At 24.5% G+C, this 24,500-nt stretch carries 25 protein-coding genes; 21 read left to right on the top strand and 4 right to left on the bottom strand.

The window, feature by feature from the left end; genetic code table 11:
- Positions 1 to 3: 3 nt before the first annotated feature.
- The 21 genes from ADFLV_RS12055 to ADFLV_RS15305 all read left to right on the top strand — a co-directional run bounded on the left by ADFLV_RS12055 (position 4) and on the right by ADFLV_RS15305 (position 20,457).
- On the top strand, positions 4 to 1,380 hold the full coding sequence (locus ADFLV_RS12055; protein ID WP_129011798.1) for a glutamate synthase subunit beta: 1,377 nt from the start codon (positions 4 to 6) through the stop codon (positions 1,378 to 1,380).
- Between the two features lie 2 nt (positions 1,381 to 1,382).
- On the top strand, positions 1,383 to 2,138 hold the full coding sequence (locus tag ADFLV_RS12050; RefSeq protein ID WP_129011799.1) for an inositol monophosphatase family protein: 756 nt from the start codon (positions 1,383 to 1,385) through the stop codon (positions 2,136 to 2,138).
- 43 nt (positions 2,139 to 2,181) lie between these two features.
- Complete coding sequence (locus tag ADFLV_RS12045) at positions 2,182 to 2,436, top strand: YfhL family 4Fe-4S dicluster ferredoxin (protein WP_014475006.1); 255 nt, start codon at positions 2,182 to 2,184, stop codon at positions 2,434 to 2,436.
- Positions 2,436 to 3,905, top strand: a complete 1,470-nt coding sequence (locus ADFLV_RS12040; RefSeq protein WP_129011800.1) for a Ppx/GppA phosphatase family protein — start codon at positions 2,436 to 2,438, stop codon at positions 3,903 to 3,905. The genes ADFLV_RS12045 and ADFLV_RS12040 overlap by 1 nt, the downstream gene beginning before the upstream one ends.
- On the top strand, positions 3,905 to 4,813 hold the full coding sequence (locus tag ADFLV_RS12035; protein WP_164968532.1) for an LpxL/LpxP family acyltransferase: 909 nt from the start codon (positions 3,905 to 3,907) through the stop codon (positions 4,811 to 4,813). Before ADFLV_RS12040 ends, ADFLV_RS12035 begins: the two co-directional genes overlap by 1 nt.
- The gene (locus ADFLV_RS12030) at positions 4,788 to 5,666 is read left to right on the top strand and encodes an ELM1/GtrOC1 family putative glycosyltransferase (RefSeq protein ID WP_014475003.1); all 879 of its coding nucleotides are present in this window, start codon (positions 4,788 to 4,790) and stop codon (positions 5,664 to 5,666) included. Before ADFLV_RS12035 ends, ADFLV_RS12030 begins: the two co-directional genes overlap by 26 nt.
- A 15-nt stretch (positions 5,667 to 5,681) precedes the next feature.
- On the top strand, positions 5,682 to 6,950 hold the full coding sequence (locus ADFLV_RS12025) for a nucleotide sugar dehydrogenase (RefSeq protein ID WP_129011802.1): 1,269 nt from the start codon (positions 5,682 to 5,684) through the stop codon (positions 6,948 to 6,950).
- A gap of 3 nt (positions 6,951 to 6,953) precedes the next feature.
- Positions 6,954 to 8,042, top strand: a complete 1,089-nt coding sequence (locus ADFLV_RS12020; RefSeq protein WP_129011803.1) for a glycosyltransferase family 4 protein — start codon at positions 6,954 to 6,956, stop codon at positions 8,040 to 8,042.
- A complete protein-coding gene (locus ADFLV_RS12015) occupies positions 8,039 to 9,031 on the top strand; it encodes a glycosyltransferase family protein (RefSeq protein ID WP_129011804.1) in 993 nt (330 codons plus the stop codon). The genes ADFLV_RS12020 and ADFLV_RS12015 overlap by 4 nt, the downstream gene beginning before the upstream one ends.
- Positions 9,028 to 9,999, top strand: a complete 972-nt coding sequence (locus tag ADFLV_RS12010; protein ID WP_129011805.1) for a glycosyltransferase — start codon at positions 9,028 to 9,030, stop codon at positions 9,997 to 9,999. Before ADFLV_RS12015 ends, ADFLV_RS12010 begins: the two co-directional genes overlap by 4 nt.
- The gene (locus tag ADFLV_RS12005) at positions 9,996 to 10,976 is read left to right on the top strand and encodes a glycosyltransferase family 9 protein (RefSeq protein ID WP_129011806.1); all 981 of its coding nucleotides are present in this window, start codon (positions 9,996 to 9,998) and stop codon (positions 10,974 to 10,976) included. Before ADFLV_RS12010 ends, ADFLV_RS12005 begins: the two co-directional genes overlap by 4 nt.
- A gap of 349 nt (positions 10,977 to 11,325) precedes the next feature.
- On the top strand, positions 11,326 to 12,141 hold the full coding sequence (locus ADFLV_RS12000) for an O-antigen ligase family protein (RefSeq protein ID WP_164968533.1): 816 nt from the start codon (positions 11,326 to 11,328) through the stop codon (positions 12,139 to 12,141).
- Positions 12,138 to 13,028, top strand: a complete 891-nt coding sequence (rfbA, locus tag ADFLV_RS11995; RefSeq protein ID WP_129011808.1) for a glucose-1-phosphate thymidylyltransferase RfbA — start codon at positions 12,138 to 12,140, stop codon at positions 13,026 to 13,028. The genes ADFLV_RS12000 and rfbA overlap by 4 nt, the downstream gene beginning before the upstream one ends.
- Position 13,029: 1 nt before the next feature.
- On the top strand, positions 13,030 to 13,620 hold the full coding sequence (gene rfbC, locus ADFLV_RS11990; RefSeq protein WP_129011809.1) for a dTDP-4-dehydrorhamnose 3,5-epimerase: 591 nt from the start codon (positions 13,030 to 13,032) through the stop codon (positions 13,618 to 13,620).
- Positions 13,620 to 15,098 carry an MBOAT family O-acyltransferase gene (locus tag ADFLV_RS11985; protein WP_129011810.1) on the top strand — a complete coding sequence of 493 codons (1,479 nt, stop codon included), beginning with the start codon at positions 13,620 to 13,622 and terminating at the stop codon, positions 15,096 to 15,098. The genes rfbC and ADFLV_RS11985 overlap by 1 nt, the downstream gene beginning before the upstream one ends.
- A gap of 8 nt (positions 15,099 to 15,106) precedes the next feature.
- Complete coding sequence (locus ADFLV_RS11980) at positions 15,107 to 16,147, top strand: hypothetical protein (RefSeq protein WP_129011811.1); 1,041 nt, start codon at positions 15,107 to 15,109, stop codon at positions 16,145 to 16,147.
- Between the two features lie 14 nt (positions 16,148 to 16,161).
- Positions 16,162 to 17,025, top strand: a complete 864-nt coding sequence (rfbD, locus tag ADFLV_RS11975) for a dTDP-4-dehydrorhamnose reductase (RefSeq protein WP_129011812.1) — start codon at positions 16,162 to 16,164, stop codon at positions 17,023 to 17,025.
- Positions 17,026 to 17,035: 10 nt separating this feature from the next.
- Positions 17,036 to 18,076 carry a dTDP-glucose 4,6-dehydratase gene (gene rfbB / locus ADFLV_RS11970; RefSeq protein ID WP_129011813.1) on the top strand — a complete coding sequence of 347 codons (1,041 nt, stop codon included), beginning with the start codon at positions 17,036 to 17,038 and terminating at the stop codon, positions 18,074 to 18,076.
- Between the two features lie 7 nt (positions 18,077 to 18,083).
- Complete coding sequence (locus tag ADFLV_RS11965) at positions 18,084 to 19,049, top strand: CgeB family protein (protein ID WP_129011814.1); 966 nt, start codon at positions 18,084 to 18,086, stop codon at positions 19,047 to 19,049.
- Positions 19,050 to 19,999: 950 nt separating this feature from the next.
- Entirely contained in the window at positions 20,000 to 20,131 is a 132-nt protein-coding gene (locus tag ADFLV_RS15310; RefSeq protein ID WP_412486629.1) for a transposase, read from the top strand.
- A 170-nt stretch (positions 20,132 to 20,301) separates the two neighbouring features.
- On the top strand, positions 20,302 to 20,457 hold the full coding sequence (locus ADFLV_RS15305; protein ID WP_412486630.1) for a transposase: 156 nt from the start codon (positions 20,302 to 20,304) through the stop codon (positions 20,455 to 20,457).
- Positions 20,458 to 20,644: 187 nt separating this feature from the next.
- Here the strand turns inward: ADFLV_RS15305 and ADFLV_RS11955 are convergent, their stop codons facing one another.
- Genes ADFLV_RS11955 through rfaD form a run of 4 tightly spaced genes read right to left on the bottom strand, consistent with a single transcriptional unit; the run spans position 20,645 to position 24,498 of the window.
- Positions 20,645 to 21,511 carry a VirK/YbjX family protein gene (locus tag ADFLV_RS11955; protein WP_129011815.1) on the bottom strand — a complete coding sequence of 289 codons (867 nt, stop codon included), beginning with the start codon at positions 21,509 to 21,511 and terminating at the stop codon, positions 20,645 to 20,647.
- Complete coding sequence (gene gmhA, locus ADFLV_RS11950; RefSeq protein ID WP_129011816.1) at positions 21,511 to 22,077, bottom strand: D-sedoheptulose 7-phosphate isomerase; 567 nt, start codon at positions 22,075 to 22,077, stop codon at positions 21,511 to 21,513. The genes ADFLV_RS11955 and gmhA overlap by 1 nt, the downstream gene beginning before the upstream one ends.
- Positions 22,061 to 23,494, bottom strand: coding sequence for a D-glycero-beta-D-manno-heptose-7-phosphate kinase (gene rfaE1, locus ADFLV_RS11945; RefSeq protein WP_129011817.1), 1,434 nt, complete (start codon positions 23,492 to 23,494; stop codon positions 22,061 to 22,063). Before rfaE1 ends, gmhA begins: the two co-directional genes overlap by 17 nt.
- Positions 23,491 to 24,498, bottom strand: coding sequence for an ADP-glyceromanno-heptose 6-epimerase (rfaD, locus tag ADFLV_RS11940; RefSeq protein ID WP_129011818.1), 1,008 nt, complete (start codon positions 24,496 to 24,498; stop codon positions 23,491 to 23,493). Before rfaD ends, rfaE1 begins: the two co-directional genes overlap by 4 nt.
- Positions 24,499 to 24,500: the final 2 nt, after the last annotated feature.

Here is a 24,500-nt window from a genome sequence, read left to right as displayed (position 1 = left end):
AAAATGTTAAATTTTACAAAATTTGAAAGAGTAAATCCAGAAAAAAGAGATGTTCTTCAAAGATTAAAAGATTTTGATGAAGTATATCAAGTATTTACAAAACAAAGAGCAACAGAACAAGCAGATAGATGTATGCAATGTGGTGATCCATATTGTCATACAGGATGTCCATTAGGAAATTATATTCCAGCATGGTTAAAACAAACAGCAACAAAAAATCCAGATTTGGCTTTTGCTTTATCAAATGAAACATCTCCTTTTCCTGAAATCTTAGGAAGAATTTGTCCACAAGATGTACTTTGTGAAGGTGCATGTTCTTTAAATACAGGTCATGGAGCAATTTCTATTGGAGCAATTGAAACATATATTTCAGAAAATGCTTTTGAAAATGGATTGAAACCTCAATTTACTACTAAAAAAAATAATAAACGAGTTGCGATTATTGGTTCTGGACCATCTGGAATTTCAGCTGCAACATTTCTTCTTAGACGTGGATTTGATGTTGAAATGTTTGAAAGAGCAGATAGAGCTGGTGGACTTTTAATGTATGGAATCCCAGGATTTAAGCTAGATAAAACAACTGTTGATAGAAGAATTAACTGGTTACTTGAAGCAGGAATGAAACTTCATACTAATTGTGAAATAGGAAAAGATAAATCAATATCAGATTTAGAAAAAGAGTTTGATGCAATTTATTTAGCTATTGGTGCAACTTCAAGTAATAAAGTAAGAGTTGATGGTGAGAATGCATCAAATGTATACTTTGCGATTGATTTTTTAACAGGGATTCAAAAAAGAAATCTTGGAAACAAAAATATAAATTATATTGATGTTAAAGATAAAAATGTTGTAGTTATTGGTGGTGGAGATACAGCTATGGATTGTGTTAGAACATCTGTTAGAGAAGGTGCTGAAACTGTAAAATGTCTTTACAGAAGAGATGAAAAAAATATGCCTGGATCTAAAAAAGAAGTTGTAAATTCAAAAGAAGAAGGTGTTGAATTTGTATTTAATGTTGCTCCAAAATCTATAAAAGTTGAAAATAATTTAGCAGTTGCAGTTGAATTACTTGAAACTTCAATGAGTGAACCCGATGCAAGCGGAAGACAAAAAGTAGTTATTAGTGAAGGAACTGAATATTTAGAAGAGGCAGATGTTGTGATTTTAGCACTTGGTTTCTCTCCTGAAGTTCCTGCATTTTTAAAAGAACTAAATGTTGAAACAAATTCTTGGGGTGGAATTGTAATTAATTCAGATTACAAAACTTCAAATAAAAAAGTTTATGCAGGTGGGGATTGCAGAAGAGGTGCTCATTTAGCTGTAACTGCAGCTGTTGATGGAAGAGAAGCAGCAAAAGCAATAATAAAAGATTTATTGTAAAAATGAATAAAAATAATACAGCCTTTCATAAAAGAGATTTTATAGAGGCTGTAAAATTAGCTAATAAAGAAATATATACATATATAAATGAAAATCTATCTTTAAATGATTATTCCTACACAAATAGTGTTGGATTTGGCGGAGATGATTCTTTAAAAATGGATTTAATTGCTGAAAAAATATTTATTAAGTATTTAGATAAATTTGGAAATATTTATTCAGAAGAATGTGGATTATTAACAACTAATAAAGATTATACTCTAGTAATAGATCCTTTGGATGGGAGTAATAATTTTTATTCTGATTTACCATATTATGGTACATCTGTAGCATTAAAATATAATGAAGAAATAGTTGCTGGTTTTGTAACAAATTTAGTTTCAGGAATCATGACTTATAGAGTATTTGATGAAGAAAAGAAATATTTTTCATTAATTACAATGGACTATAAAGATAAAATTAAAGTTGTAAAAACAAAACTTGCAATTTTTGAAAGAGCTTATACATATCCAAAAATTTGTGATAAATTAAGTTTACTACATATCAAATTTAGAACTTTAGGTGCAGTTGCTCTTAGTTTATGCAGTGCAATTGATTATGAATTTGTATTATATGGTGGCAATATAAGAGAATTTGATATTGCGGCAGCTTTATATATTTGTAAAGATTTATATATTTATAGGTCAAATGAATATTTATTTATAACAAAAAATAAAGAAAAATATGACTTACTTAAAGAAATTATTAATCAATTTTAGGTTATAACTCCAAGACAATTAAATTACAATAGGAAGAAATTATATGTCTTTAATGATTACTGATGAATGTATTGCATGTGATGCATGTAGAGAAGAGTGCCCAAATTATGCTATTGAAGAGGGTGACCCAATTTATGTAATTGATCCAGATAGATGTACAGAGTGTGTTGGTCATTATGAAGAACCACAATGTGTTGAAGTTTGTCCTGTTGACTGTATTATTATTGATCCAGATAACGAAGAGACAATGGAAGAGTTAAAGTTCAAATATGAACAATTAATGGAAGAAGAGAATTAATGTCTAAAGTAACGACAATCATTGACATTGGTTCCAATTCAATGAGAATGGTTGTATTACAAAAAAGTAGCAGATTTGCATTTAGTTTAATAAATGAGACTAAAAGTAGGGTGAAAATATCTGAAGGTTGTTATGAAAATGATGGTAATCTTCAAGATATACCCATGCAAAGAGCTTATGAATCCTTAAAATCTTTTTTAAATATATCAAATGCATTAAAATCAAGAAAAATTATATGTGTAGCAACATCAGCTTTAAGAGATGCACCAAATTCAAAAGTTTTTATAAATAGAATAAAAAATGATTTAGGCTTAAATATAAAAGTAATTGATGGAGAAAAAGAGGCATATTTTGGTGGAGTTGCAGCTTCAAATTTATTACATGATGATACTTTTGTGACTGTGGATATTGGTGGTGGTTCTACAGAATTTGCTTTTGTAAATGCTGGAAAAATAGAAAAATCTATATCTTTAAATATTGGAACAGTTAGAATAAAAGAACTTTATTTTAATAAAAATAATATTGAAGGTGCGAAAAAATATATATTAGATAATTTAAAAAAGATTTTTGAATTAAATATAGAAATCCCTCAAAAAGTTGTGGGAATTGGTGGGAGTATTAGAGCTTTATCAAAAATAGTAATGGCAAAAAATCAATATCCTTTAGATGTTCTTCATGGATTTACTTATAATGTTGAAAATGAAATAATTTTATTTGACAGAATTTCTAGAGCAAAAGATAATGATGATTTAAAATCTTTTGGAGTAAAAAAAGATAGATTTGATACTATAAAAGAGGGTGCTTTTATTTTTAAAACAATTTTAGATGAGCTTAAAATAAAACAAGTTGTAACTTCAGGAGTTGGGGTTCGAGAAGGTGTTTATTTAACCGATTTACTTAGAAATTCAAACCATAAGTTCCCTGAAAATTTTAATGTTAGTGTTAGAAGTTTGCTTGATAGATTTCAAATTGATGAAAAACAAAGTGCATATTTGGGTAATAATGCAAAAAAAATATTTGATATTTTGAAACCTTTACATAATTTAGATAGTAAAAGTAGAAGTTTACTTGTAATTGCATCTAAACTTCATTCTATTGGCTCAACTTTGAATTTTTATAAATCAAATGATAATGCATTTGATTTTATTTTAAATGGTTTAAATTATGATTTTTTACATACATCAAGAATGATTGTAGCTCATACAATAAAATTTTCAAAAAAATCACTTCCAACAAAAAATGATATTTTAGAATATGAAGAACTTTTACCTAGTCTTAGAGTAATGCAATGGATGTCTTTTATGATTTCATTGAATATTGCAGTTAATCAAGATTTTTCTAGACCAAAAGTTGAATATATTTTAAATGAAGATTTTTTAGAAATTAATTTATCAAATAAATCATTTTTAATTGAATCAAACATTGATAAATTAGAAACACCGGAAGATTTAAAAATAAAGATTTTATGATGAAAAAAATAGTATATAAAATTTTTTTATTTGTAGTTTTTATTTTAAGAAAATTACCGCAATCAGTAAGAAGATCATTTTTTAGATTTGTAGCATATTGTGGTTATTTATTCGCAAAAAATACAAATAAGATTATAAAAACAAATTTAAATTTTGTTTTTAATAATTCTTTATCTAATGATGAAATAAAAAGTATTCAAAAATATTCATATTTTAATATGGTTTTATGGGTTCAATCTTTAATAGAAAATTTAGATGTTACTGATGATGAATTAAAAAGAACAGTTAAAATAGAAAATGAAGAGATACTTTTAAATCTAAAAAAAGAGAATAAACCAATTATTTTAATTTCTGCTCATTTTGGGAATATGGAAATGTTAAGTTGTTATATAAATAAATTTATAATACCTTTACATCAAGTAGCCAGAGAGTCAAATTTTAGTGAAATAGATGAATTTATTGTAAAAGCAAGAGAAGCATCTGGAAGTAAAATAGTTTTTAAAGATGGAGCTTTAAAAAAGCTTGTAAAAGCAATGCTAAAAAAAGAAGCAGTATCTTTAATAATTGATCAAAATATAAATGCAAGAGATGGTGAAGAAGTTGAGTTTTTAGGAAAAAAAGCGTATCAATCATCTTCTAGTGCAAATTTAGCTAGAAAGTTTGATGCGTATATTGTTCCTCTTGCTATTTTTAATCAAGAAAATTATACTTATAAAATTAAAATTTATGAACCAATTATTCCTATAAAAACTGAGAATGAAAAAGAAGACCTAAAAAAAATTTCACAATTAGAAGCTAATGCAATATCTGCTATAATTTATGAAGATAAAAAACAGTGGTTTTGGCCACATAAAAGATTTAAAAGTCATTATAGAGAGATATATGAAAAGAATTCTAATAATAAGTGATGGCAAACCAGGACACTTAAATCAATCAATAGCTTTTTGCAAAATAAAAGATGTAAGTTATGATATTTTAGAAGTAAAATTTAAATCAAAATTTCATAAATTGCTATCTTATCTTTTTGATAAATTTGATTTTTTTACTGATGCTTTATTTGAAGATTATAAAAAATATTATTTTGATTTTTATGATGCAATAATTAGTACAGGTTCAGGAACTTATTATTTTAATAAATTTATTGCTCAAAAGTATAATAAAAAATCAATAGCTTTAATGCTTCCAAAATCATATAAATTCAAAAATTTTTATTATATAATCGCACAAGAGCATGATAATCCAATACGACAAGATAATATTCTAACTCTTCCTTTAAATTTATCATTTCCTAAAGCAAAAGGTTATGTAAAAAAAGTTAAAGATAAAAAATCACTTGCAATTATAATTGGAGGAGATAATGATGTTTTTACAATGGAATATGAATTAATAAAAGATGAATTAGATTTTATTTTTGAGAATTATCCTGAGTATTTAAAATATATAACAACTTCAAGAAGAACTTCAAAAGAAATTGAAAATTTAATAAATAAATATGATTTTGATTATAAACTTATTTATTCAAAAGAACCAAAAATCAATCCTATTGGAGATTTTATAGCTGTTTGTGATGAATTTTTTATTACAACTGATTCAACTTCAATGTTAAGTGAAGTAAGAGCAAACACAGATGCTAAAATTAATATTATAGATTTAGATTCAAAAAAAGAGAATACAAAATTTCATCGTTTGGTAAATATTATTGAAGATATGGATGATGAAAAAGTAAATTTTGTAAAGTTATTGAAAAAAGTAAAGATTTAAAAAAAGGAAAATAAATTGAATAAAAAGATTTGTATAATCGGTCTTGGATATGTTGGATTACCACTAGCTCATGCATTTAGTAAAAAATATAAAGTTGTAGGATTTGATATTAATAAACCTAGAGTTGAAGAGTTAAGTAATGGATATGATAGAACTTTAGAATTAACAAAAGAAGAAGTTCAAGAATCAATTTCAAATGGAATGATATATACAACAAATATAGAAGAGATAGAAGATTGTAATGTGTATATAGTGACTGTTCCAACTCCTATTGATTCATCAAATAGACCTGATTTAACTCCTTTAATTAAATCTTCCCAAACAATTGGAAAAGTTCTTAAAAGAGATGATATTGTAATTTATGAATCTACAGTTTATCCTGGAGTTACAGAAGAAGTTTGTGTTCCACAGTTAGAAAATGTTTCAGGATTAAAATTTAATCAAGATTTTTATTGTGGATATAGCCCTGAAAGAATAAATCCAGGTGATAAAGAACATACTGTAACAAAAATACTTAAAATAACTTCAGGTTCAACTCCAAAAATAGCTGATGTTGTAGATGAACTTTATAATTCAATAATAGTTGCAGGAACTCATAAAGCAAGTTCAATAAAAGTGGCAGAAGCTGCAAAAGTAATAGAAAATACACAAAGAGATGTAAATATCGCACTTATAAATGAATTAGCACTAATTTTTGATACTATGAATATAGATACAAATGATGTTATAGAAGCAGCTGCAACTAAATGGAATTTTATAAAACTTAAACCAGGACTTGTTGGTGGTCACTGTATAGGTGTTGATCCATATTATTTAACTTATAAATCTGAAGAGTTGGGATATAAACCAAATTTGATTTTAGGTGCAAGACAAATAAATAATGCAATGGGAAAATATATTGCAGATAAAACAATTAAATTGATGATAAAATCTGGAAAAATTATAAAAAATTCAAATGTATTAATGATGGGATTAACTTTTAAAGAAAATTGTCCTGATATAAGAAATACAAAAGTAGTAGATATTATTGAAGAGTTGGAAGATTTTGGAGCTATTATAGATGTTTATGAACCTTGGATTGATGAAAAAGATAAAGGTTATTATGATTATAACTTTGTAGAAAATCCTTTTGAAAATGAAAAAAAATATGATGCAATAGTTGTAGCTGTTGGTCATAATCTATTTAAAACAATAACTGAAGAGGAATATAATAATCTAATAAAAGGTGAAAAAATAGTGATTGATGTAAAAGGAATAGTTCCTAATCCTACTTGGAAATTATAATCTATGAAAATAGTGCAAGTTTTACCTGAATTAAATGAAGGTGGAGTTGAACGAGGTGTTGTTGAACTAAACCGCGAATTTGTTAAAAAAGGAATAGAATCTTTTGTTATTAGTTTGGGTGGTAAACTTGAAAATCAAATAAATCTTGATGGAGGAACTTTTATAAAGTTTGATGTTTGTAGTAAAAATATTTTTACTACAATTTCAAGAATAAATAGTTTAAAAAAAATTTTAAAAGAACTAAAACCTGATATTATTCATGTACGTAGTCGTGTTCCTGCTTGGCTTGTTTATTTTGCAAATAAAAGATTAAATATAAAAGTTGTTAGCACTGTTCATGGTTTTAATAGTGTAGGTTTTTATAGTTCAATTATGCAAAAAGCAGATGCTGTTATATGTGTAAGTAATAGTATAAAAGAGTATATTCAAAAAAATTATCAAACACCACAATCTAAAATAACTGTAATTCCAAGAGGGATTGACTTAGAACTTTTTAATCCTTCCAACTTAGATGAAGATTTTATAAATGAATTTAAAGAAGAATATGATTTAAAAGATAAATTTATAATCTCAAGTGTTGGAAGAGTAACTCAATTAAAAGATTATGAAACTTTTATCAAAGCAATAAATTTAGTAAAAAAAGAAATTCCTCAATTAAAAGCTTTGATTGTTGGTGGAACAAGAAGTGATAAAGAAGATTATTTAAACTCTTTGAAAATTTTAATAAAAGAGTTGAATTTGCAAGATAATATCATTTTTACTGGAAGCCAAAGTAAAATAGCAGAAATTTATGCTTTAAGTGATGTAGTTGTTAGTTCATCAAAAAAACCTGAAAGTTTTGGACGAGCAGTTGCTGAAGCAATAGCTCTAAATACTCCTGTAGTTGCTACAAATCATGGTGGAGTAAAAGATATAATTATAGATAATGTTAATGGCTTTTTCTTTGAAGTTGGAAATGATAAAGAGTTAGCTAGTAATATCTTAAAATCGAGAAATCTAAGTTTTGATGGATATAATTATATAGCTTCTAATTTTTCTTTGGAAAAGATGTTAGAAAAAACTATAAATGTTTATAAAGGTTTAAATTTATGAGAATTATTCATTGTGCTCCATTTAATTTATTTACAAAAATTGGTGGAAGTTTATATTCAAACCCTGTAAAAATTTCTATGGGTTTTGTTGAAAATGGTCATTTTGTTCATAACTTTGATTATAGGGATTCATCAAGATATCTGTCTATTTTTAAAAATAAAAAAAATGGGCAGAAGAAGATGAATGATTTTTTTAAATCTTTAATTGATGATATTGCACCTGATTTAATAGTTTTTGGTCATGCAGAGCTTATTTTTAAAGAAACCTTTGAATATATAAAAAATAAAAAAATAAGAATGATTTATTGGTATAATGATATTCCTTTACAAAAATATTTTGAGGAAATTGCTAGTTATTTTGATTTTATATTAACTACAGCTGGTGGTGAATTTATAGATAAGATTAAAGAGTATAATCAAAATACTTATTTTTTACCAAATTTAGTTAATGAAAATATTGAAAAATATAGAGGATTTGAAAATAATTCATTTTCGTATGATTTATTGTTTTCTGGTAGATATGATAATGAAAGAGGCAAATTAATTGATTATATTAATACAAATACAAAAATTAATATAAAATATATTGGACATAATAAAGAATCAGTTGTTATTGGAGAAAATTATCTTTCAACAATTGCTAATTCAAAAATTTGTATTAATCATAATAGAGATTTTACACTTAAATATGAATGGTACACTTCTGATAGGCTTATGCATATTATGGGGAATGGTTCTTTTCCTTTATCTACTAAAATAATTAATGGTGAAGATTTTTTTGAAGATAAATTAGAATATTATGAAACGAATGAAGAATTGATAAATAAAATTCATTACTTTATTCATAATGAAAAAGAAAGGTTAGAAAAATCAAGATGGTTAAGAACTCAAGTTCATCAATTATTTAGTTCAAAAAGAGTTACAAACTATATTTTAAATTTATTGGATGAAAATAATAAGGAATTAAAAAATTATGAGTGGTACAAATGATAAAATATTTATTTAGACATAACAAAGATTATTCAAGATTTAATATAATTAAAAAAATGACAGAGAATTTAGATTTTAAAAATGATATTTACATTTTATTACCATTTTCAAAAAATCAGTTTTTTAAATATTTTTTAAAAAAAGATAGAATAGTTAATGATTTTTTTATTTCTAATTATGATACATATGTTTATGATAGAAAAAAAATAACGAATAAAAATCCAAGAGCTTGGTGGAAATATTTTCAAGATTGGTTTAATTTTAGATTTTCTAAATATTTACTTAGTGACACAATGGCTCATTTTAAGTATTGGGAAGAATTATTTGGTAAATTCAAAGGAAAACATTTAGTTTTACCAGTCTTAGCTGATACAAGTATTTATTATCCTAGAGAAAAAGAGATAATAAATAATAAAGTAAAGATACTTTTTTATGGTTCTTTTATCCCTTTACATGGAATAGATATTATTTTAAACGCTTTTAGTATTATGGAAAAAGAAGGTATAGAGTTTGAAGCAAATGTTATAGGTAGAGGACAAATGTATAATCAAATGAAAAATTTATTTGATGAATTAAATCTTCAAAATGTAGCAATGAATGGAGAACTTATAAAAGAAGAACAATTAGCAGATTTAATTAGAAGTTCTGATATTGTTTTAGGAGTTTTTGGAAATAGTCAAAAAGCAAAAAGTGTAATTCCTAATAAAGTTTATCAAGCAACAGCTTGCAAAAAATGTACTGTTACAATGGAATCAGATGTTTTATGGGAATTCTATTCTAAAAAAGATTTACTAACTTGTCAAAACAATCCTATTTCTTTAAGTAAAACATTAATAGATTTAATTAATGATAAAAATAAAATAGAAGAATTTTCTCAAAATGGTTATAATAGATTTATTCAAATTTATCAAGAAACACAAATGAGATTTATTGATTTTTTAAAAAAGATTGATGGTAAAATAAAATGAATATTTTAGTTATAAGATTTTCATCATTAGGTGATTTAGTTACTTTAGAACCAACTTTTCGAGCTATAAGATATTTTTTTAAAGATGCAAATATCTCATTTCTAACGACAAATGTAGGTAAAGGTTTATTTCAAGATAGTGACTATTTTGATGAATATATATTACATAAAAGTATTTTTTCAAGTATTGAAAAATTTAAGAAACAAGAATTTGATTTAATAATTAATTTACAATGTAACAAGCCATCTCATTATATTAGTTTATTTTTAAAGAAAAAAGTATATGTAAATAAATCTCATACATTTTTTCATAAATTAGTTGGAATAAAGGCTAAATCAAAAACAATACAAGAGATTATAGAAGCTACAAATTATATCTCACAAGAAAAAATTGAAGAATATTTTAAAATTAATGATGAAGTTATTAAATTGCCATTAGGTAAAGAGAAATTTTTTAAAGAGAAATTAGATAAAAAATATATTGCTATTTCAACTGGAACAAGTGAAAGATGGCTTAGTAAAAGATGGGGAATAAATAAATATTTAGATTTAATCAAAATATTAATTAAAGATAATTATCAAATAATACTTGTAGGTAGTAATTTAGAAATTGAAGATTCGGAATTTATATTAAGAAATTTTAATAATAATGAAGTAACTTCTTTTGTAAATAAAACGAATTTAACAGAACTTAAAAATTTATTATCTGAAGTTGATTTGTATATTGGAAATGATAGTGGACCTTCTCATATCGCAGCAGGTGTTGGTACACATACAATTACTATTTTTGGTTCAACTGATATAAAACATTGTGTTAAATTTATGCCTTATTCAGGAAAACATGAATTCCTAAAACCAACTGAAGACATAAAATGTCATCCTTGTTATAAGACAAAATGTCCTACACATATGGAGTGTATGGAAAGTATTAAAGTAAAAAAAGTTTTAGAAAAAATAGAGGAATTATTTAATGTTTAGTAGACTATTTATTAGTTGGGAAAGTGTATTTAATTTTATTTTTGTCACTTGGATTATTTCTATTCCATTTAAAAATTCATTTTATCAAGGTGCTACATTAGTATTAATATTATTTTTTCTAATTTATATATTGAAGTTTAAGGAATTTGTATATTTTAATGATTTACTATTAAAATATAAAGATATATTATATGCAAGTTTATTTATTATTATTTCTATGGCTATTTCAAATATAATTAATGATACAAATATACTCTCCTGGAAAGTTTTATTTAATTATATCTATAGATATATTTTTATATTTATAATTCTCTTATTTTTTTATTCAAAAGGATTCTTCTCCAAAAGAATGTTATTTGTTTTTTTCTTAGTTTCACTTACTATACAATCTTTTGATGGTATATATCAAAGTATTATAGGTTATGATCTTTTTAAAAATAATGTTGGAAATTTAAAATTAGGATTAACAGGTGCAACTTTTAATAGGAATATTTTTGGGTTAATTGTTGGTTTGGGAGTAATAATATGTATATTATTTAGGAGAGTAGAAAAAAGGATTAATTATCTTATAGTTGTATTAGGGGTATTATTTATATTTTGTACATTGTTCTCTTACTCAAGAGCAGTTTGGTTTGGAATATTTTTAGCTTTATTTATATATATATTTAGTGATTTAAGAAGGATTTATTTAAAAGACTTTATTTATTTATTTATCTTATTTTTATTGATTTCATTTTCTTTTATTTTTATTGATTCATTACATAATAGAATAGAATTATTATTTAATGGTAATTCATCAAATAGAGATAAAATTTGGGTTTATACTTTTGATTTAATTAAAGAAAAACCTATTTTGGGTTGGGGACTTGATAATTGGTCTAAAATAGGCTTACAGCCTTATTCAAACATTCATAATAGTGTTCTAGAAATATTATTATATTTAGGAATAATTGGTTTTTTTTGTTATTGCTATTTTTTATTTCTTGTATTAAAAGAAGTTAATTTATACAAAAATATAAAAGCTTTTTCTATTTTAATTTATATGATAGTTGTTAGTTTTTTTGATCAAGATATTTTTACAGGTAAAATATTTTTATCTTTTTTTACAATTTTAATGTTTTATATCTATAGTGATAGAATTAATTTAAAGGAGAGTGTTAAATGAAAGGTATAATATTAGCAGGAGGGAGTGGAACAAGATTGTATCCAATTACAAAAGGAGTAAGTAAACAATTAACTCCCATATATGATAAACCAATGATATATTATCCACTTTCAGTTTTGATGTTAGCAGGAATAAAAGAAGTTTTAATTATAACAACACCCCAAGATCAAGAAAGTTTTATAAATTTACTTGGTGATGGGAATGATTTAGGGATGAAATTTTCATATGTTATTCAGCCAAGTCCTGATGGATTAGCACAAGCATTTATCTTAGGTGAAGAGTTTTTGGCAGGGGATGATGCTTGTTTAGTTTTGGGAGATAATATTTTTTATGGTCATGGATTAACAAATCTTTTAGCCCAAAGTATAAAAAATATAAAAGAAGAGAATAAAGCAACAGTGTTTGGATATTATGTAAAAGATCCAGAACGATATGGAGTGGCAGAATTTAATGATAATGGTGATGTAATATCTATAGAAGAAAAACCAAATAACCCAAAATCAAATTATGCAGTTGTAGGATTATACTTTTATCCAAATGATGTAGTAAAAAAAGCGAAAGAAGTAAAACCAAGTGATCGAGGTGAATTGGAAATCACAACTTTAAACCAAGATTACCTTAATGAAAATAGATTAAAAGTAGAATTAATGGGAAGAGGGTATGCTTGGCTTGATACAGGAACACATGAAAGCTTGTTAGAAGCTAGTTCGTTTATTCAAACAATAGAAAATAGACAAAGTCTAAAAGTAGCTTGTTTAGAAGAAATAGCTTATGAGATGGGATATATTTCAAAAGAGAAACTTATAGAATTAGCTGAACCATTAAAGAAAAATCAATATGGACAATATTTGATAAATAGAGCAAATCAACCAAGAAGAGTGAAATAATATGCAATTTGTAAGAACAGATATAAAAGATATAGTAATAATTGAACCAAAAGTTCATGGCGATGATAGAGGATACTTTGTAGAAACATTTAGAGCAGATAAATTAGAAGAATTTCTTGGATATAAAATCAACTTCTGTCAAGATAATGAATCAAAATCTTCAAAAGGAGTTTTAAGAGGACTTCATTATCAACTTTCTCCATATGCACAAACAAAATTAGTAAGAGTTATTCAAGGACGTGTGCTTGATGTTGCAGTTGATATTAGAAAAGGAAGTCCAACATTTGGAAAATATGTAGCTGTTGAATTAAGTGCTGAAAATAAAAAACAGATGCTAGTTCCAAGAGGATTTGCACATGGATTCGTAGTGCTTGAAGATGATACAATATTTGCTTATAAAGTAGATAACTATTATAGTCCTGAATGTGATAGAGGTATAGCCTTTGATGATAGAGATTTAAATATAGATTGGATTTTAAATAAAAAAGAGTTGAATCTATCAGGAAAAGATATAAAACAACCAAAATTAAATGAAACAAATGATTTATTTGAATTTGGAGTAAATTATTATGAGAGAAAAAAAGAAATTTAATGTTATTTAACAGCTATGAATTTATATTTGCATTTCTACCAATAACATTTTTTATCTATTTTTATTTAAATAGTAAAAGATTAACTCAAGCTTCTAAAGGTTTTTTAGTATTTGCAAGTTTGTTTTTTTATTCTTGGTGGAATATTACTTATTTACCTTTAATTCTTATTTCTATGTTATTCAATTATTTAATTGGAAATAGTTTATCAAACAATATACAAGATAATAAAAATAGAATAAATAAATCTTTTGCAAAAAAAACCGTTTTGATTTTTGGAATTATTTGTAATGTTGCTTTATTAGCATATTATAAATATGCAGATTTTTTTATTGAAAATTTTAATTTAGTAACTTCTTCAAATGTAAATCTTTTACATTTAGTTTTACCTTTAGCAATTTCATTTTTTACATTTCAACAAATAGCTTATTTGGTTGATAGTTATAGAGGTGAAACAAAAGAGTATGACTTTTTAAATTATGCACTGTTTGTAACTTTTTTCCCTCAATTAATAGCAGGTCCTATTGTTCATCATAAAGAGATGATGCCTCAATTTGCATCTTCTTGGAATATGGTAAAAAATTATAAAAATATTGCTTTAGGTCTTTTTATATTTTCAATTGGATTGTTTAAAAAAGTTGTAATTGCTGATACCTTTGCAGTTTGGGCAACAGCTGGATTTGATACAGCAACAACTTTAAGTCTTTTTGAAGCATGGGCAACAAGTTTATCTTATACTTTTCAATTATATTTTGACTTTTCAGGTTATACAGATATGGCAATAGGAATAGCATTAATGTTTAATATAAAACTTCCTATTAACTTTAACTCTCCCTATAAAGCTTTAAATATACAAGATTTTTGGAGAAGATGGCATATAACACTTTCAAGATTTTTAAGAGATTATATTTATATTCCTCTTGGTGGAAATAAAATATCAAGTTTTAGAACATACTCAAATCTTCTTGCAACATTTGTAATAGGTGGACTTTGGCATGGAGCTGGTTGGACATTTGTATTTTGGGGATTTTTGCATGGAATAGCACTAATAATTCATAGAATTTGGTCAAACCTAGGTTTTAAAATGAATAAAATCCTAGCTTGGTTAATAACATTTAATTTTGTAAATATAGCGTGGGTATTTTTTAGGGCTAAGGAATGGGATGATGCAATTAAAGTTTTAAAAGGAATGTTTGGTTTTAATAGTGTAGTTTTTCCTGAGAAGTATGCTCCCATATTTGGATTTTTAAATCAATATGGAATAACTTTTGATAAGGTTACAATACATATTGGAGATGGAAATAAAAGTTTAGCTTGGATTTTAATTGGAATATTTTTTATTTTATTTTATAAAAATTCTATAGAGAAAATTAATGTGTTAGAATTTAATTATAAAACATTATTTTTAACTTTTATTAGTTTATTTATTAGTCTTTTATCTTTAAATAAGATATCAGAATTTTTATATTTTAATTTTTAAGGATTTAAATGAATTCTAAAAAATGGTTAAAATACTTAATTTTAAATATTATTGTTTTTTTTAGTTTAATAGTTTTTTTTAATTATATTATTGATCCCTTTCAACATTATCGAAAAGCTTCAATTTATACTTTTGATTATTCTGGGAATCAAAAATATTTAAATCCAGGATTAGCAAAAAATTATGAATATAATTCAATTATAATTGGAACGTCAATGACTGAAAATTTTTCTTTAGAAAAAACTAAATATATATTGAATAATCCAATAAAATTGTCAATTGCAGGTGGAAAAGCATTTGAATTTAAAGAACTTTTAGATATTTCTTTTAATACACATAAAATTGAAACAGTATTATTTGGTTTAGATATATATTCATTCCTTAATGATAGACAAAGTAATAAATTGCCCTATTACTTATATGATAATAATATTTTTAATGATTACAAATATTTATTAAGTTTGGATACATTAAAAAGGTCTTTTTATGTATTGTTTTCAAAAAATAATGACAAAAGTAAAGTAGAAGATAACTATAATCATATGTTTGAATGGCAAAATAAATATCAAAAAAATTTTAGATTAGAAAATGTTATTAATAATTGGAATGAACGTGATATAAAATTTAATCATGCACAGAGTTTTTGGAATTTAATACAATTAAGGAATAATTTTGATTTGAATTTATACAAATTAATTCTCGAGAATAAAAATATAAAATTCATTATTTTTTTTCCTCCTTACTCGATATTAACATATAAAGATTGGGAAGAAAAAGAGAGTTTAAATACGATATTAAAATTTAAAGAATATATTTATGATAAGTTCCTCCCTTTGTCAAATGTAGAATTATTTGATTTTCAAATAACAAAAGAAATAACACATAACTTGAATAATTATAAAGATATTACTCATTATTCTCAAGACATTAATTATTGGATTCTTGAACAAATAAATAAAAATAATTTTCTTTTAAATACACAAAATAAAGATAATATAGAATCTACTTTTAGAAATCAATTGATAGAATATAAAATAAATTTTAATTAAGGATTTTTTTAGTAATGAATATTTTAGTAACTGGTTCAAATGGACAATTAGGAAGTGAAATAAAAGAGTTATCTACTTTATACTCTTATAACTTTTTCTTTACAGATAGAACTAATATCGATATTACTTCTAAAGATAGTATGAAAGACTTTTGCCAAATAAATAATATAAATGTAATAATCAATTGTGCAGCATATACAGCAGTAGATAAAGCAGAATCTGATGAAATAAATGCAGATTTAATAAATAGAAAAGCTGTAAAAAAACTATCTATTGTAGCTAAAGAGTTAAATATAAAATTAATTCATATTTCAACAGATTATGTGTTTAATGGTAAAATTTTTAAACCATATTGTGAAGAATTTCAAACAAATCCTCAATCAGTTTATGGTAAATCAAAACTTAATGGTGAAAATGAAATGAGAGATATAAATCCATTAAATTCTATAATTATTAGAACTTCATGGGTTTATAGCTACTATGGAAATAACTTCGTAAAAACAATGTTGAGATTAGGGAAAGAAAAAGAGAGTTTAGGTGTAATTTTTGATCAGATTGGAACTCCAACATATGCGAAAGATTTAGCTAAAATAATTTTAGATATAATTCCAGTGATTAATAATGAGAAAGTAGAAATATATAACTACTCAAATGAAGGAGTTTTATCTTGGTATGATTTTGCTAAAGAGATAATGGAGATGGCAAAATTAAATTGTAAAATTAATCCAATAGAAACTTACCAATATCCAACATCAGCAAAAAGACCACATTATTCTTTACTAAATAAAGTAAAAATAAAAAACGCTTTTAATATAGAAATTCCTTATTGGAAAGATGGATTAGATGATTGTCTAAAAAGATTAGGTGATAGGAAATAAAGGAAGAGATATGTTTAATAATAAAAATAAAACAATATTAGTAACAGGATGTGCAGGATTTATAGGTAGTAATTTTGTACCATATTTTTTAGAAAAATACACACAGTATAACTTAGTAAATTTAGATTTACTAACATACGCAGGGAATTTGGAAAACCTAAAAGAGAGTGAAAATAACCTTAATTATAAATTTATTAAAGGTGATATCTGTAATAAAGAATTAGTTGAATTTATATTTGCTGAATATGATGTTCAAGGTGTAATTCACTTTGCAGCAGAATCTCATGTAGATAACTCTATTAAAAATCCAGGAGTGTTTGTACAAACAAATGTAAATGGAACTTTTACTCTAATTGATGTAGCTTATAAATATTGGATGGATAAACCATTTACTTATAAAGAGAAATATAACAATTCACGATTTCATCATATTTCAACTGATGAAGTGTATGGAACACTTTCTCTAAAGCTAGAAGATATGTTCACTGAATCAACACCTTATGCTCCAAATTCACCTTACTCAGCATCAAAAGCAAGTAGTGATATGATAGTAAGAGCATATAATGAAACATATGGAATGAATACTGTAATTACAAATTGCTCAAATAATTATGGACCTAAACAACATGATGAAAAATTAATTCCTACAATTATAAGAAATGCACTAAAAGGAAATCCTATTCCAATCTATGGTGATGGGAAAAATATAAGAGATTGGTTGTATGTATTAGACCATTGTAAAGGTATAGATTTAGTTTACCATAATGGTAAAAAAGCAAATACTTATAATATTGGTGGAAGAAATGAAAGAACAAATCTAGAAATAGTTAATACAATATGTGAAATACTTGATAAAAGAGTTCCAAAAATAACTTCATATAAAGATTTAATAACATTTGTAGAAGATAGAGCAGGACATGATAAAAGATATGCAATAGATGCGAGTAAACTAGAGAATGAACTAGGCTGGAAAGCAGATGAAAATTTTGATAGTGGAATAGTTAAAACTATTGATTGGTATTTAAAAAAGTATTATAGTATAGAAAGTTAGATAAAATTTGAAGACATTAATTATTGGTAAAAAGAATATGCTTCAATGGGCTGAAAATTTAGCTAAAGCTTACTCTCAAAATAACATAGAAAATAAAATCTTATTTTTAAATGAATTAGGTTTTTTAGAAAATTTAAAGAGAAATATTTTTAAAGTAATTTCTAAAGATTTAATGTATGAAAATATTTCAAAAATAATTGATATTGAAATAAAAAAGTTTAAACCAGAGTTGGTTATAGTAATAAGTCCTTTTATGTTTAATGAAAAAATTTTTGAATGTTTTGATAATTTCTCAAATATTGTAAAATGTGGATGGATTGGAGATAGATTTTCAAGTTTACATAAAAATATAGCTAATAAATTTGATCATCTTTTTTATACAGATTCTTTTTTTTTAGATGAAGGAAAAATTTTTGGTTTTCCCTCTGGAAGTTATTTACCTTTAGCTGTTAATGAAAATATTTTTTTTGATAAAAATAAAAGAAGAGAAGAGTTTTTACTTTTTATTGCTTCCTATACAAAAGAAAGATTAGAATTTTTGAGACAAATAAATTCTATTAAATTAAAACTTATTGGTGCTAAATGGCAGAAAAATTTATTAAAGAATAATATAAAATATATTGACAAGAATATAGATATAAAGCAGGTTGCAGAAGAATATAATTCATCACAATTTATTTTAAATATAAAACATGAACATAATGTAGTAAATGGATTAAATATGAGAACTTTTGAAGCAATTGCAGCAGGAGGTTGTTTATTACAAGATTATGTAAAAGATATTGAAATTAATTTTGAAATAGGTAAAAATATTTTAGTGTATCATAATATTGAAGAATTAAATGAATTAATATTAAGAATGAAAAAAGATAAGTTTATGATGAATAATATAATTAATAATGGGAAAGAACATATTTTGAGGGAACATACCTACAAAAATCGTGTTAATAAAATATTAGAGCAGTTAAAATGATAAAATATATAAATAGTAATATTAGTTATTAATTTTCTAGTAATAAATTATTTAAGAAAAATTTATCTTGATTGTAAAATAGATATAATATCAGAAAAAAGATTTTTTAATTTATATAAATAAAATAATAATATTTAGTTAAAAAAAAGATAGAAATTTAAAATCATTTAATATTTAAAGTGAGATTTTATATCATTTTTTTATTAAATATTTTTATAGAGAATCTTAATAGAAAAATTAAATTCTCAAAAATAATTTTTATCATATGAAATGAATTTTATGAATCTAATCAATAGTATTAAAATAAATTCTAATAAATTTGTACTTGTAGATGTACAATTACAAATGTGTATTTGTCAAGAAATTTCAGAATAAACAAATTATCATAGAAAATAAAGCTACAAAAGTCACTTTTAGAAACATTATTGATTGGAAAGGAAGGAGATAAATTTCATATTTACTATCCAAAGTATATCATATAAGTCTAAATATACATTTTTTAGGAGAGTCTTACTGTGTCAATCTGATAAAATAAATATAAGGATTGCTACAAATGATTGAAGAAATACGAACAAAGACATTTGACTTTAATGAATATCTGTATAACAACTAATATCTAGTAAAAAATAAGTGCTTAAGATGGTATTCTTGCTCCTTTAGTTAAATAATTAGTTGAAATGCTTTAGAATCAGAAGTTGAATCTCATATTACACAAAATGTTTTATTTGGAAATAAGAATAGAAGAAATGGTAAAAGATCTAAAACAATAAAATTTATAGATGGCATTTTTTATTAAACACTTCTCGTGATAGAGTATGAACATTTGAACCATAATTTGTAAAAAAAAATTAAACAACAATTTATACAGTTCTTGGATTAAAACTTGATGTTAAAAAGAGATAATTAGATTATATCTTTCAGGAAAGTGAAGGTCCAAATTTAGGTTTAGTATTTTAAGTGATTTAAACAATCTAGGATTACAAAATATTTTAACAGCTTTTATTGATGGATTAAGAAGCTTTCCAAAAGTTATAAAAACAATATTCCCAAATACAAAACTACAGCTATACATTATTCATTAAATTTTTAATCTGATGAATAATGTGACTTCAAAAAATCATAAAGAGTTAGTTTATGAATGACTTGAAACCTCTTTATCCAGCAACAACTAAAGATGCTGCTGAAGATGCATTACTTTTACTTGATGAAAAATGAGGTAAGAAATATTCAATAGTTTTACAATCTTGGTAAAATAAATGAGAATTTTAAATATTATCCAGAGATTAAAAAAGTAATTTATACAACAACTATAGTTGAATCAATACATAGACAATTTAGAAAATTAACGAAGACTAAAGGAGTATTTTCAAATGAGAATTCATTTTCAAAATTACTTTATTGGGGATAAAGAATGTAAGTGCAAAATGGCAATGCCAGTTAGAAACTGGAATCTAACTCTCAATTATGAGGGTAAATTAGGTGAATTTTTAGAAGTCTAACTTTACTTGACACAGATTTTTAAAAGGTCTCTTTTTAGACAAAAAAATATTTATAAAAAAATGATAAAGATATAATTAAAATGGCTGTACCAAAAGTTATAGTGAAATTAGATTTAATAAATTTTTTTTAACATTTTTTTTCATATTATCTAACATTTCAAACCTTTTTTTATACATAGATCTTTTCTTGGAAGGAATTTCTTCCATATTTTTTCTTTGTTCAATTAACGAGAGAATATAAAAATCTCCTTCTTTATTTGCTTTTTCTTCTTCCCAATACTCATCATAATTTGCTAGAAATTTATTAGTATTTCTTACTTTACTACAATTTGCAACATGATTTCTTGAACCAATAGCTTCAATATTTCGAATATTTAATACTTCACAAATTTGTCTTAAAATAAAAAACATTAAATTTCTTGGTCTTACTCCATGCATTTTTTTTGTTAATTCTTTTAATTCTTCTGTATTTGTTGTGTTTCTTCCTTGAACGCCACAAATAATAAGTGAATTTTCATAGAAAGAAAATTGGATTGAGTATATTTCTTCCTCATTCAATTTTAAAAGTAAAGTCAATTCACCTTCTTTACCTAAACTGCCAATATAGCAAAGATTTACATCTATTTTATAGTTTTCGTCAATGATAGCTTCTAATAATGTATTATTTAAATTTTTATAAATTTTATTTATTGCTTTTTCTGAAAAATATTTATTCAAAAAAGAATAATGAGATTCTAGAAATTTAAATTTTTCAGAAATTTTAATATTACAGAACATATATGCTCTAAATGGTTTTAAAAAAATATTTGGATTTAATTTTATTATACTTTTTAATTTATCTTGATTTAAAGTTTTAAAAAGTGATTCAAATTCTTTTGTAAAAAAAACAGCTCGAGAGAAAAACTTCATTTTCTTAAAAAAAGATAATTTTAAAATATTTAATATAGTAAATAATGTAGTCATTAATTTAACTCTTTATCAATAATTTGACAGATTGTATGTCCAAAAAGTATATGCATTTCTTGAATTCTAGGTGTATTATTTGATGGAACAACCAAATTAATATCAGATAATTTATTCATTTCTCCCCCATCTCTTCCACTAAATCCTAAAGTTTTGCAACCTTTTTCTTTTGCAACTTTAAATGCATTTAATACATTTTTACTATTTCCACTTGTACTAATCCCAATAATTAAATCACCATGATTAGCCAATGCTTCAACTTGTCTATCAAAAACTCTATCATATCCATAGTCATTTCCAATAGCTGTAAGAGCACTTGTATCTGTTGTAAGTGCAATTCCTGGAAGTCCTCTTCTTTCAGTTTTATATCGTCCAGTTAATTCAGCAGCAATATGTTGTGCATCGGCAGCACTTCCACCATTTCCACAAAGTAATATTTTATTTCCATTTTTTAAAGTTTCAACTGCAAGTTTTGATGCCTCTTCTAATTTTTCTTGCATAGTTTCAATTACAAGATTTATAGTCTCTAAATGAGATATAAATTCATTTTTAATTGATTGCTTCATTATTTTGTATCCTTTTTATCGTATTAGTTGTACTTTTTCCTTCAACAAATTGTACAAGTTTCAATTCATTTGCAATATCTTGTCCTACAATATCTTTTCCTTCATAATCGCCACCTTTTACCAAAGTATGAGGTTTTATTAATTCTATAAGCTCATAAGGTGTTTCTTCTTCAAAAATTACAACATAATCAACTGATTCTAATGAAGCTAAAATATAAGCTCTGTCATCTTGATTATTTATAGGTCTAGTTGGTCCTTTTAATTTTTTTACAGAACTATCTGCATTTACACCAACTATTAAAATATCACCGAAACTTTTTGCAACTTCTAAATATTTTGCATGACCTGCATGTAAAATGTCAAAACATCCATTTGTAAAAACAATTTTTTTACCCATTTCATGAAATTTTTTAGAAAGTTTAGTTATCTCATCAAAAGTTTTTATGTGAGATGTTGAATTTGATTTGTGTAAGCTAGATTCATATTCATATATTTCATCTAATGTTGCAGTTGCACTTCCAATTTTTCCAACAACAACTCCTGCTGCTAAATTTGCAAAATATATTGAATCTTTTATATTTAAATCATTTCCTAATGCAAAAGCAATAGATGCAATAACTGTATCTCCAGCTCCAGTAACATCATATACTTCTCTTGCAAATGTTGGTTTAATTGTTAATTCATTATCAAATATAGCTATTCCATTTTCACTTAAAGTAATTAGTGAAACTTCTAAATCACATTTTTCTTTTAAATTTTTTAATGCTTTAACTAATGAATCTTCATCTTTTATATTTATATTTGTAGCTTCAATAGCTTCTTTTTTATTAGGAGTTAATGTAAAAGCTCCTTTATATTTAGAATAATCTTTACCTTTTGGATCAACTAAAACTTTTACTAAATTCTCATTTGCAATTTTGATAATTTGTCGAGTTAGTTCAGTTGTTAATACACCTTTCCCATAATCAGATAAAATTATTGAGTTATATTTTTTTATAGTTGATTTTAATGCATTTAAAATTTTATTTAAACTTTCTTCTTTAATATCATCAATACTTTCCATGTCATATCTTAAAACTTGTTGTTGAGATGCAATAAGTCTACTTTTTTTAGATGTTTTTCTATCTTGTTCTATAATTAAATTTGATGTTGATATTTCTATTTTATTTAATAAATTTTTTAGTTCATTTGCAACACTGTCATTACCAATAACACTTATTACATCTACATTTGTTCCAAGAGTAACAAGATTATTTAATACATTTCCAGCACCACCTAATACAGCACTCTCTTTTTTTACATTTACAACTTGTACAGGTGCTTCAGGAGAAATTCTATCACAGCTTCCCCATAAATAGTGATCTATCATTAAATCACCAATTACTAAGATATTTGGATTTTTATCTAATTTTATCATTTAACTTCTTCTTGAAATAATCTTTTTATTTCTGGAATATAAACTTTAATTCCTTCTTCCATTTCAAATCTTGGATTATAACCTAAAAATTCTTTTGTAGATTCAATATTAGCTTCTGTAAAAAATTGATAAGAACCTACATAAGGATTAGGAATATATTCTTTCCCATTGTCAATTTCTAATTCTTTTTGTAAGATATTTACAATATCTTCAAAGCTTCTAGCTTTTCCAGTTCCTATGTTATAAACACCAGATCTTTTTGGATTTGTTGCAAGAATATTTGCTTGGATAATATCTTCAATATAAATGAAATCTCTTAATATTTTATCACTTCCTTCAAAAAGTTTTGGAGTTAAGCCTTTTAATATTTGATGTCCAAATTGAAGCACCATTGAAGCGGTTTTATTTTTGAAAAATTCTCTTGAACCATAAACATTAAAATATTTTAATCCTACAATTGAAATATTTAAATCTTTTTTTAGATATTCAAAAGTTATATTATCCATCATTACTTTACTAAAACCATATACATTATTTGGTGACTCATGTCCAACTTCAAATCTATTACTATCTCCATAAGTTGCAGCACTACTTGCATAAATCATATTTGCTTTATGTTTGATAGCAATTTTTAATAAGTTTTCATAAGCATTAACATTTGTTTTTATCATCAAATCTTGTTCACTTACTGTTGTATCTGAAATGGCAGCTTGGTGAAAAATATAATCAAATTTATAGTTTATCTCTAATTCTTTTAATAATTTTTTATCATTTATATCGCCACTAATTACAATTCCATTGAAACCTAAAAGATTTTTAAAGTGCCCAAAACTTTTTAGATTTCCATTTGAAAAAGTTTCTCCACTTCTGAAACAATCAAGTACAACTACTTTACAATTTGGATAATTATTTTGGAAATAAAAAGCAAGGTTTGAGCCAATAAATCCAGCTCCACCAGTGATTAATACAGTTTTTTTATTAAAATTTATATCATTATATTTCATTA

The organism is Arcobacter defluvii (genome assembly GCF_013201725.1).
In the GTDB taxonomy this organism is placed as follows: Bacteria; Campylobacterota; Campylobacteria; order Campylobacterales; family Arcobacteraceae; genus Aliarcobacter; species Aliarcobacter defluvii.
The sequence above is the reverse complement of the archived record's forward strand: the minus strand, read 5'-3'. Positions and strand labels throughout refer to the sequence as shown.

Bases quoted from the DNA above. Each gene is read 5' to 3' on its own strand.
- ADFLV_RS12030 (WP_014475003.1), top strand. From the start codon at position 4,788: ATGAAAAGAATTCTAATAATAAGTGATGGCAAACCAGGACACTTAAAT.
- ADFLV_RS12005 (WP_129011806.1), top strand. From the start codon at position 9,996: ATGAATATTTTAGTTATAAGATTTTCATCATTAGGTGATTTAGTTACT.
- ADFLV_RS12015 (WP_129011804.1), top strand. From the start codon at position 8,039: ATGAGAATTATTCATTGTGCTCCATTTAATTTATTTACAAAAATTGGT.
- ADFLV_RS12010 (WP_129011805.1), top strand. From the start codon at position 9,028: ATGATAAAATATTTATTTAGACATAACAAAGATTATTCAAGATTTAAT.
- ADFLV_RS12000 (WP_164968533.1), top strand. From the start codon at position 11,326: ATGTTATTTGTTTTTTTCTTAGTTTCACTTACTATACAATCTTTTGAT.
- ADFLV_RS11955 (WP_129011815.1), bottom strand. From the start codon at position 21,511: ATGACTACATTATTTACTATATTAAATATTTTAAAATTATCTTTTTTT.
- rfaD (WP_129011818.1), bottom strand. From the start codon at position 24,498: ATGAAATATAATGATATAAATTTTAATAAAAAAACTGTATTAATCACT.
- ADFLV_RS12020 (WP_129011803.1), top strand. From the start codon at position 6,954: ATGAAAATAGTGCAAGTTTTACCTGAATTAAATGAAGGTGGAGTTGAA.
- ADFLV_RS12055 (WP_129011798.1), top strand. From the start codon at position 4: ATGTTAAATTTTACAAAATTTGAAAGAGTAAATCCAGAAAAAAGAGAT.
- ADFLV_RS11980 (WP_129011811.1), top strand. From the start codon at position 15,107: ATGAATTCTAAAAAATGGTTAAAATACTTAATTTTAAATATTATTGTT.
- ADFLV_RS11985 (WP_129011810.1), top strand. From the start codon at position 13,620: ATGTTATTTAACAGCTATGAATTTATATTTGCATTTCTACCAATAACA.
- rfbD (WP_129011812.1), top strand. From the start codon at position 16,162: ATGAATATTTTAGTAACTGGTTCAAATGGACAATTAGGAAGTGAAATA.
- rfbC (WP_129011809.1), top strand. From the start codon at position 13,030: ATGCAATTTGTAAGAACAGATATAAAAGATATAGTAATAATTGAACCA.
- ADFLV_RS12045 (WP_014475006.1), top strand. From the start codon at position 2,182: ATGTCTTTAATGATTACTGATGAATGTATTGCATGTGATGCATGTAGA.
- ADFLV_RS12040 (WP_129011800.1), top strand. From the start codon at position 2,436: ATGTCTAAAGTAACGACAATCATTGACATTGGTTCCAATTCAATGAGA.
- ADFLV_RS12050 (WP_129011799.1), top strand. From the start codon at position 1,383: ATGAATAAAAATAATACAGCCTTTCATAAAAGAGATTTTATAGAGGCT.
- gmhA (WP_129011816.1), bottom strand. From the start codon at position 22,077: ATGAAGCAATCAATTAAAAATGAATTTATATCTCATTTAGAGACTATA.
- rfbB (WP_129011813.1), top strand. From the start codon at position 17,036: ATGTTTAATAATAAAAATAAAACAATATTAGTAACAGGATGTGCAGGA.
- rfaE1 (WP_129011817.1), bottom strand. From the start codon at position 23,494: ATGATAAAATTAGATAAAAATCCAAATATCTTAGTAATTGGTGATTTA.
- ADFLV_RS12035 (WP_164968532.1), top strand. From the start codon at position 3,905: ATGAAAAAAATAGTATATAAAATTTTTTTATTTGTAGTTTTTATTTTA.
- rfbA (WP_129011808.1), top strand. From the start codon at position 12,138: ATGAAAGGTATAATATTAGCAGGAGGGAGTGGAACAAGATTGTATCCA.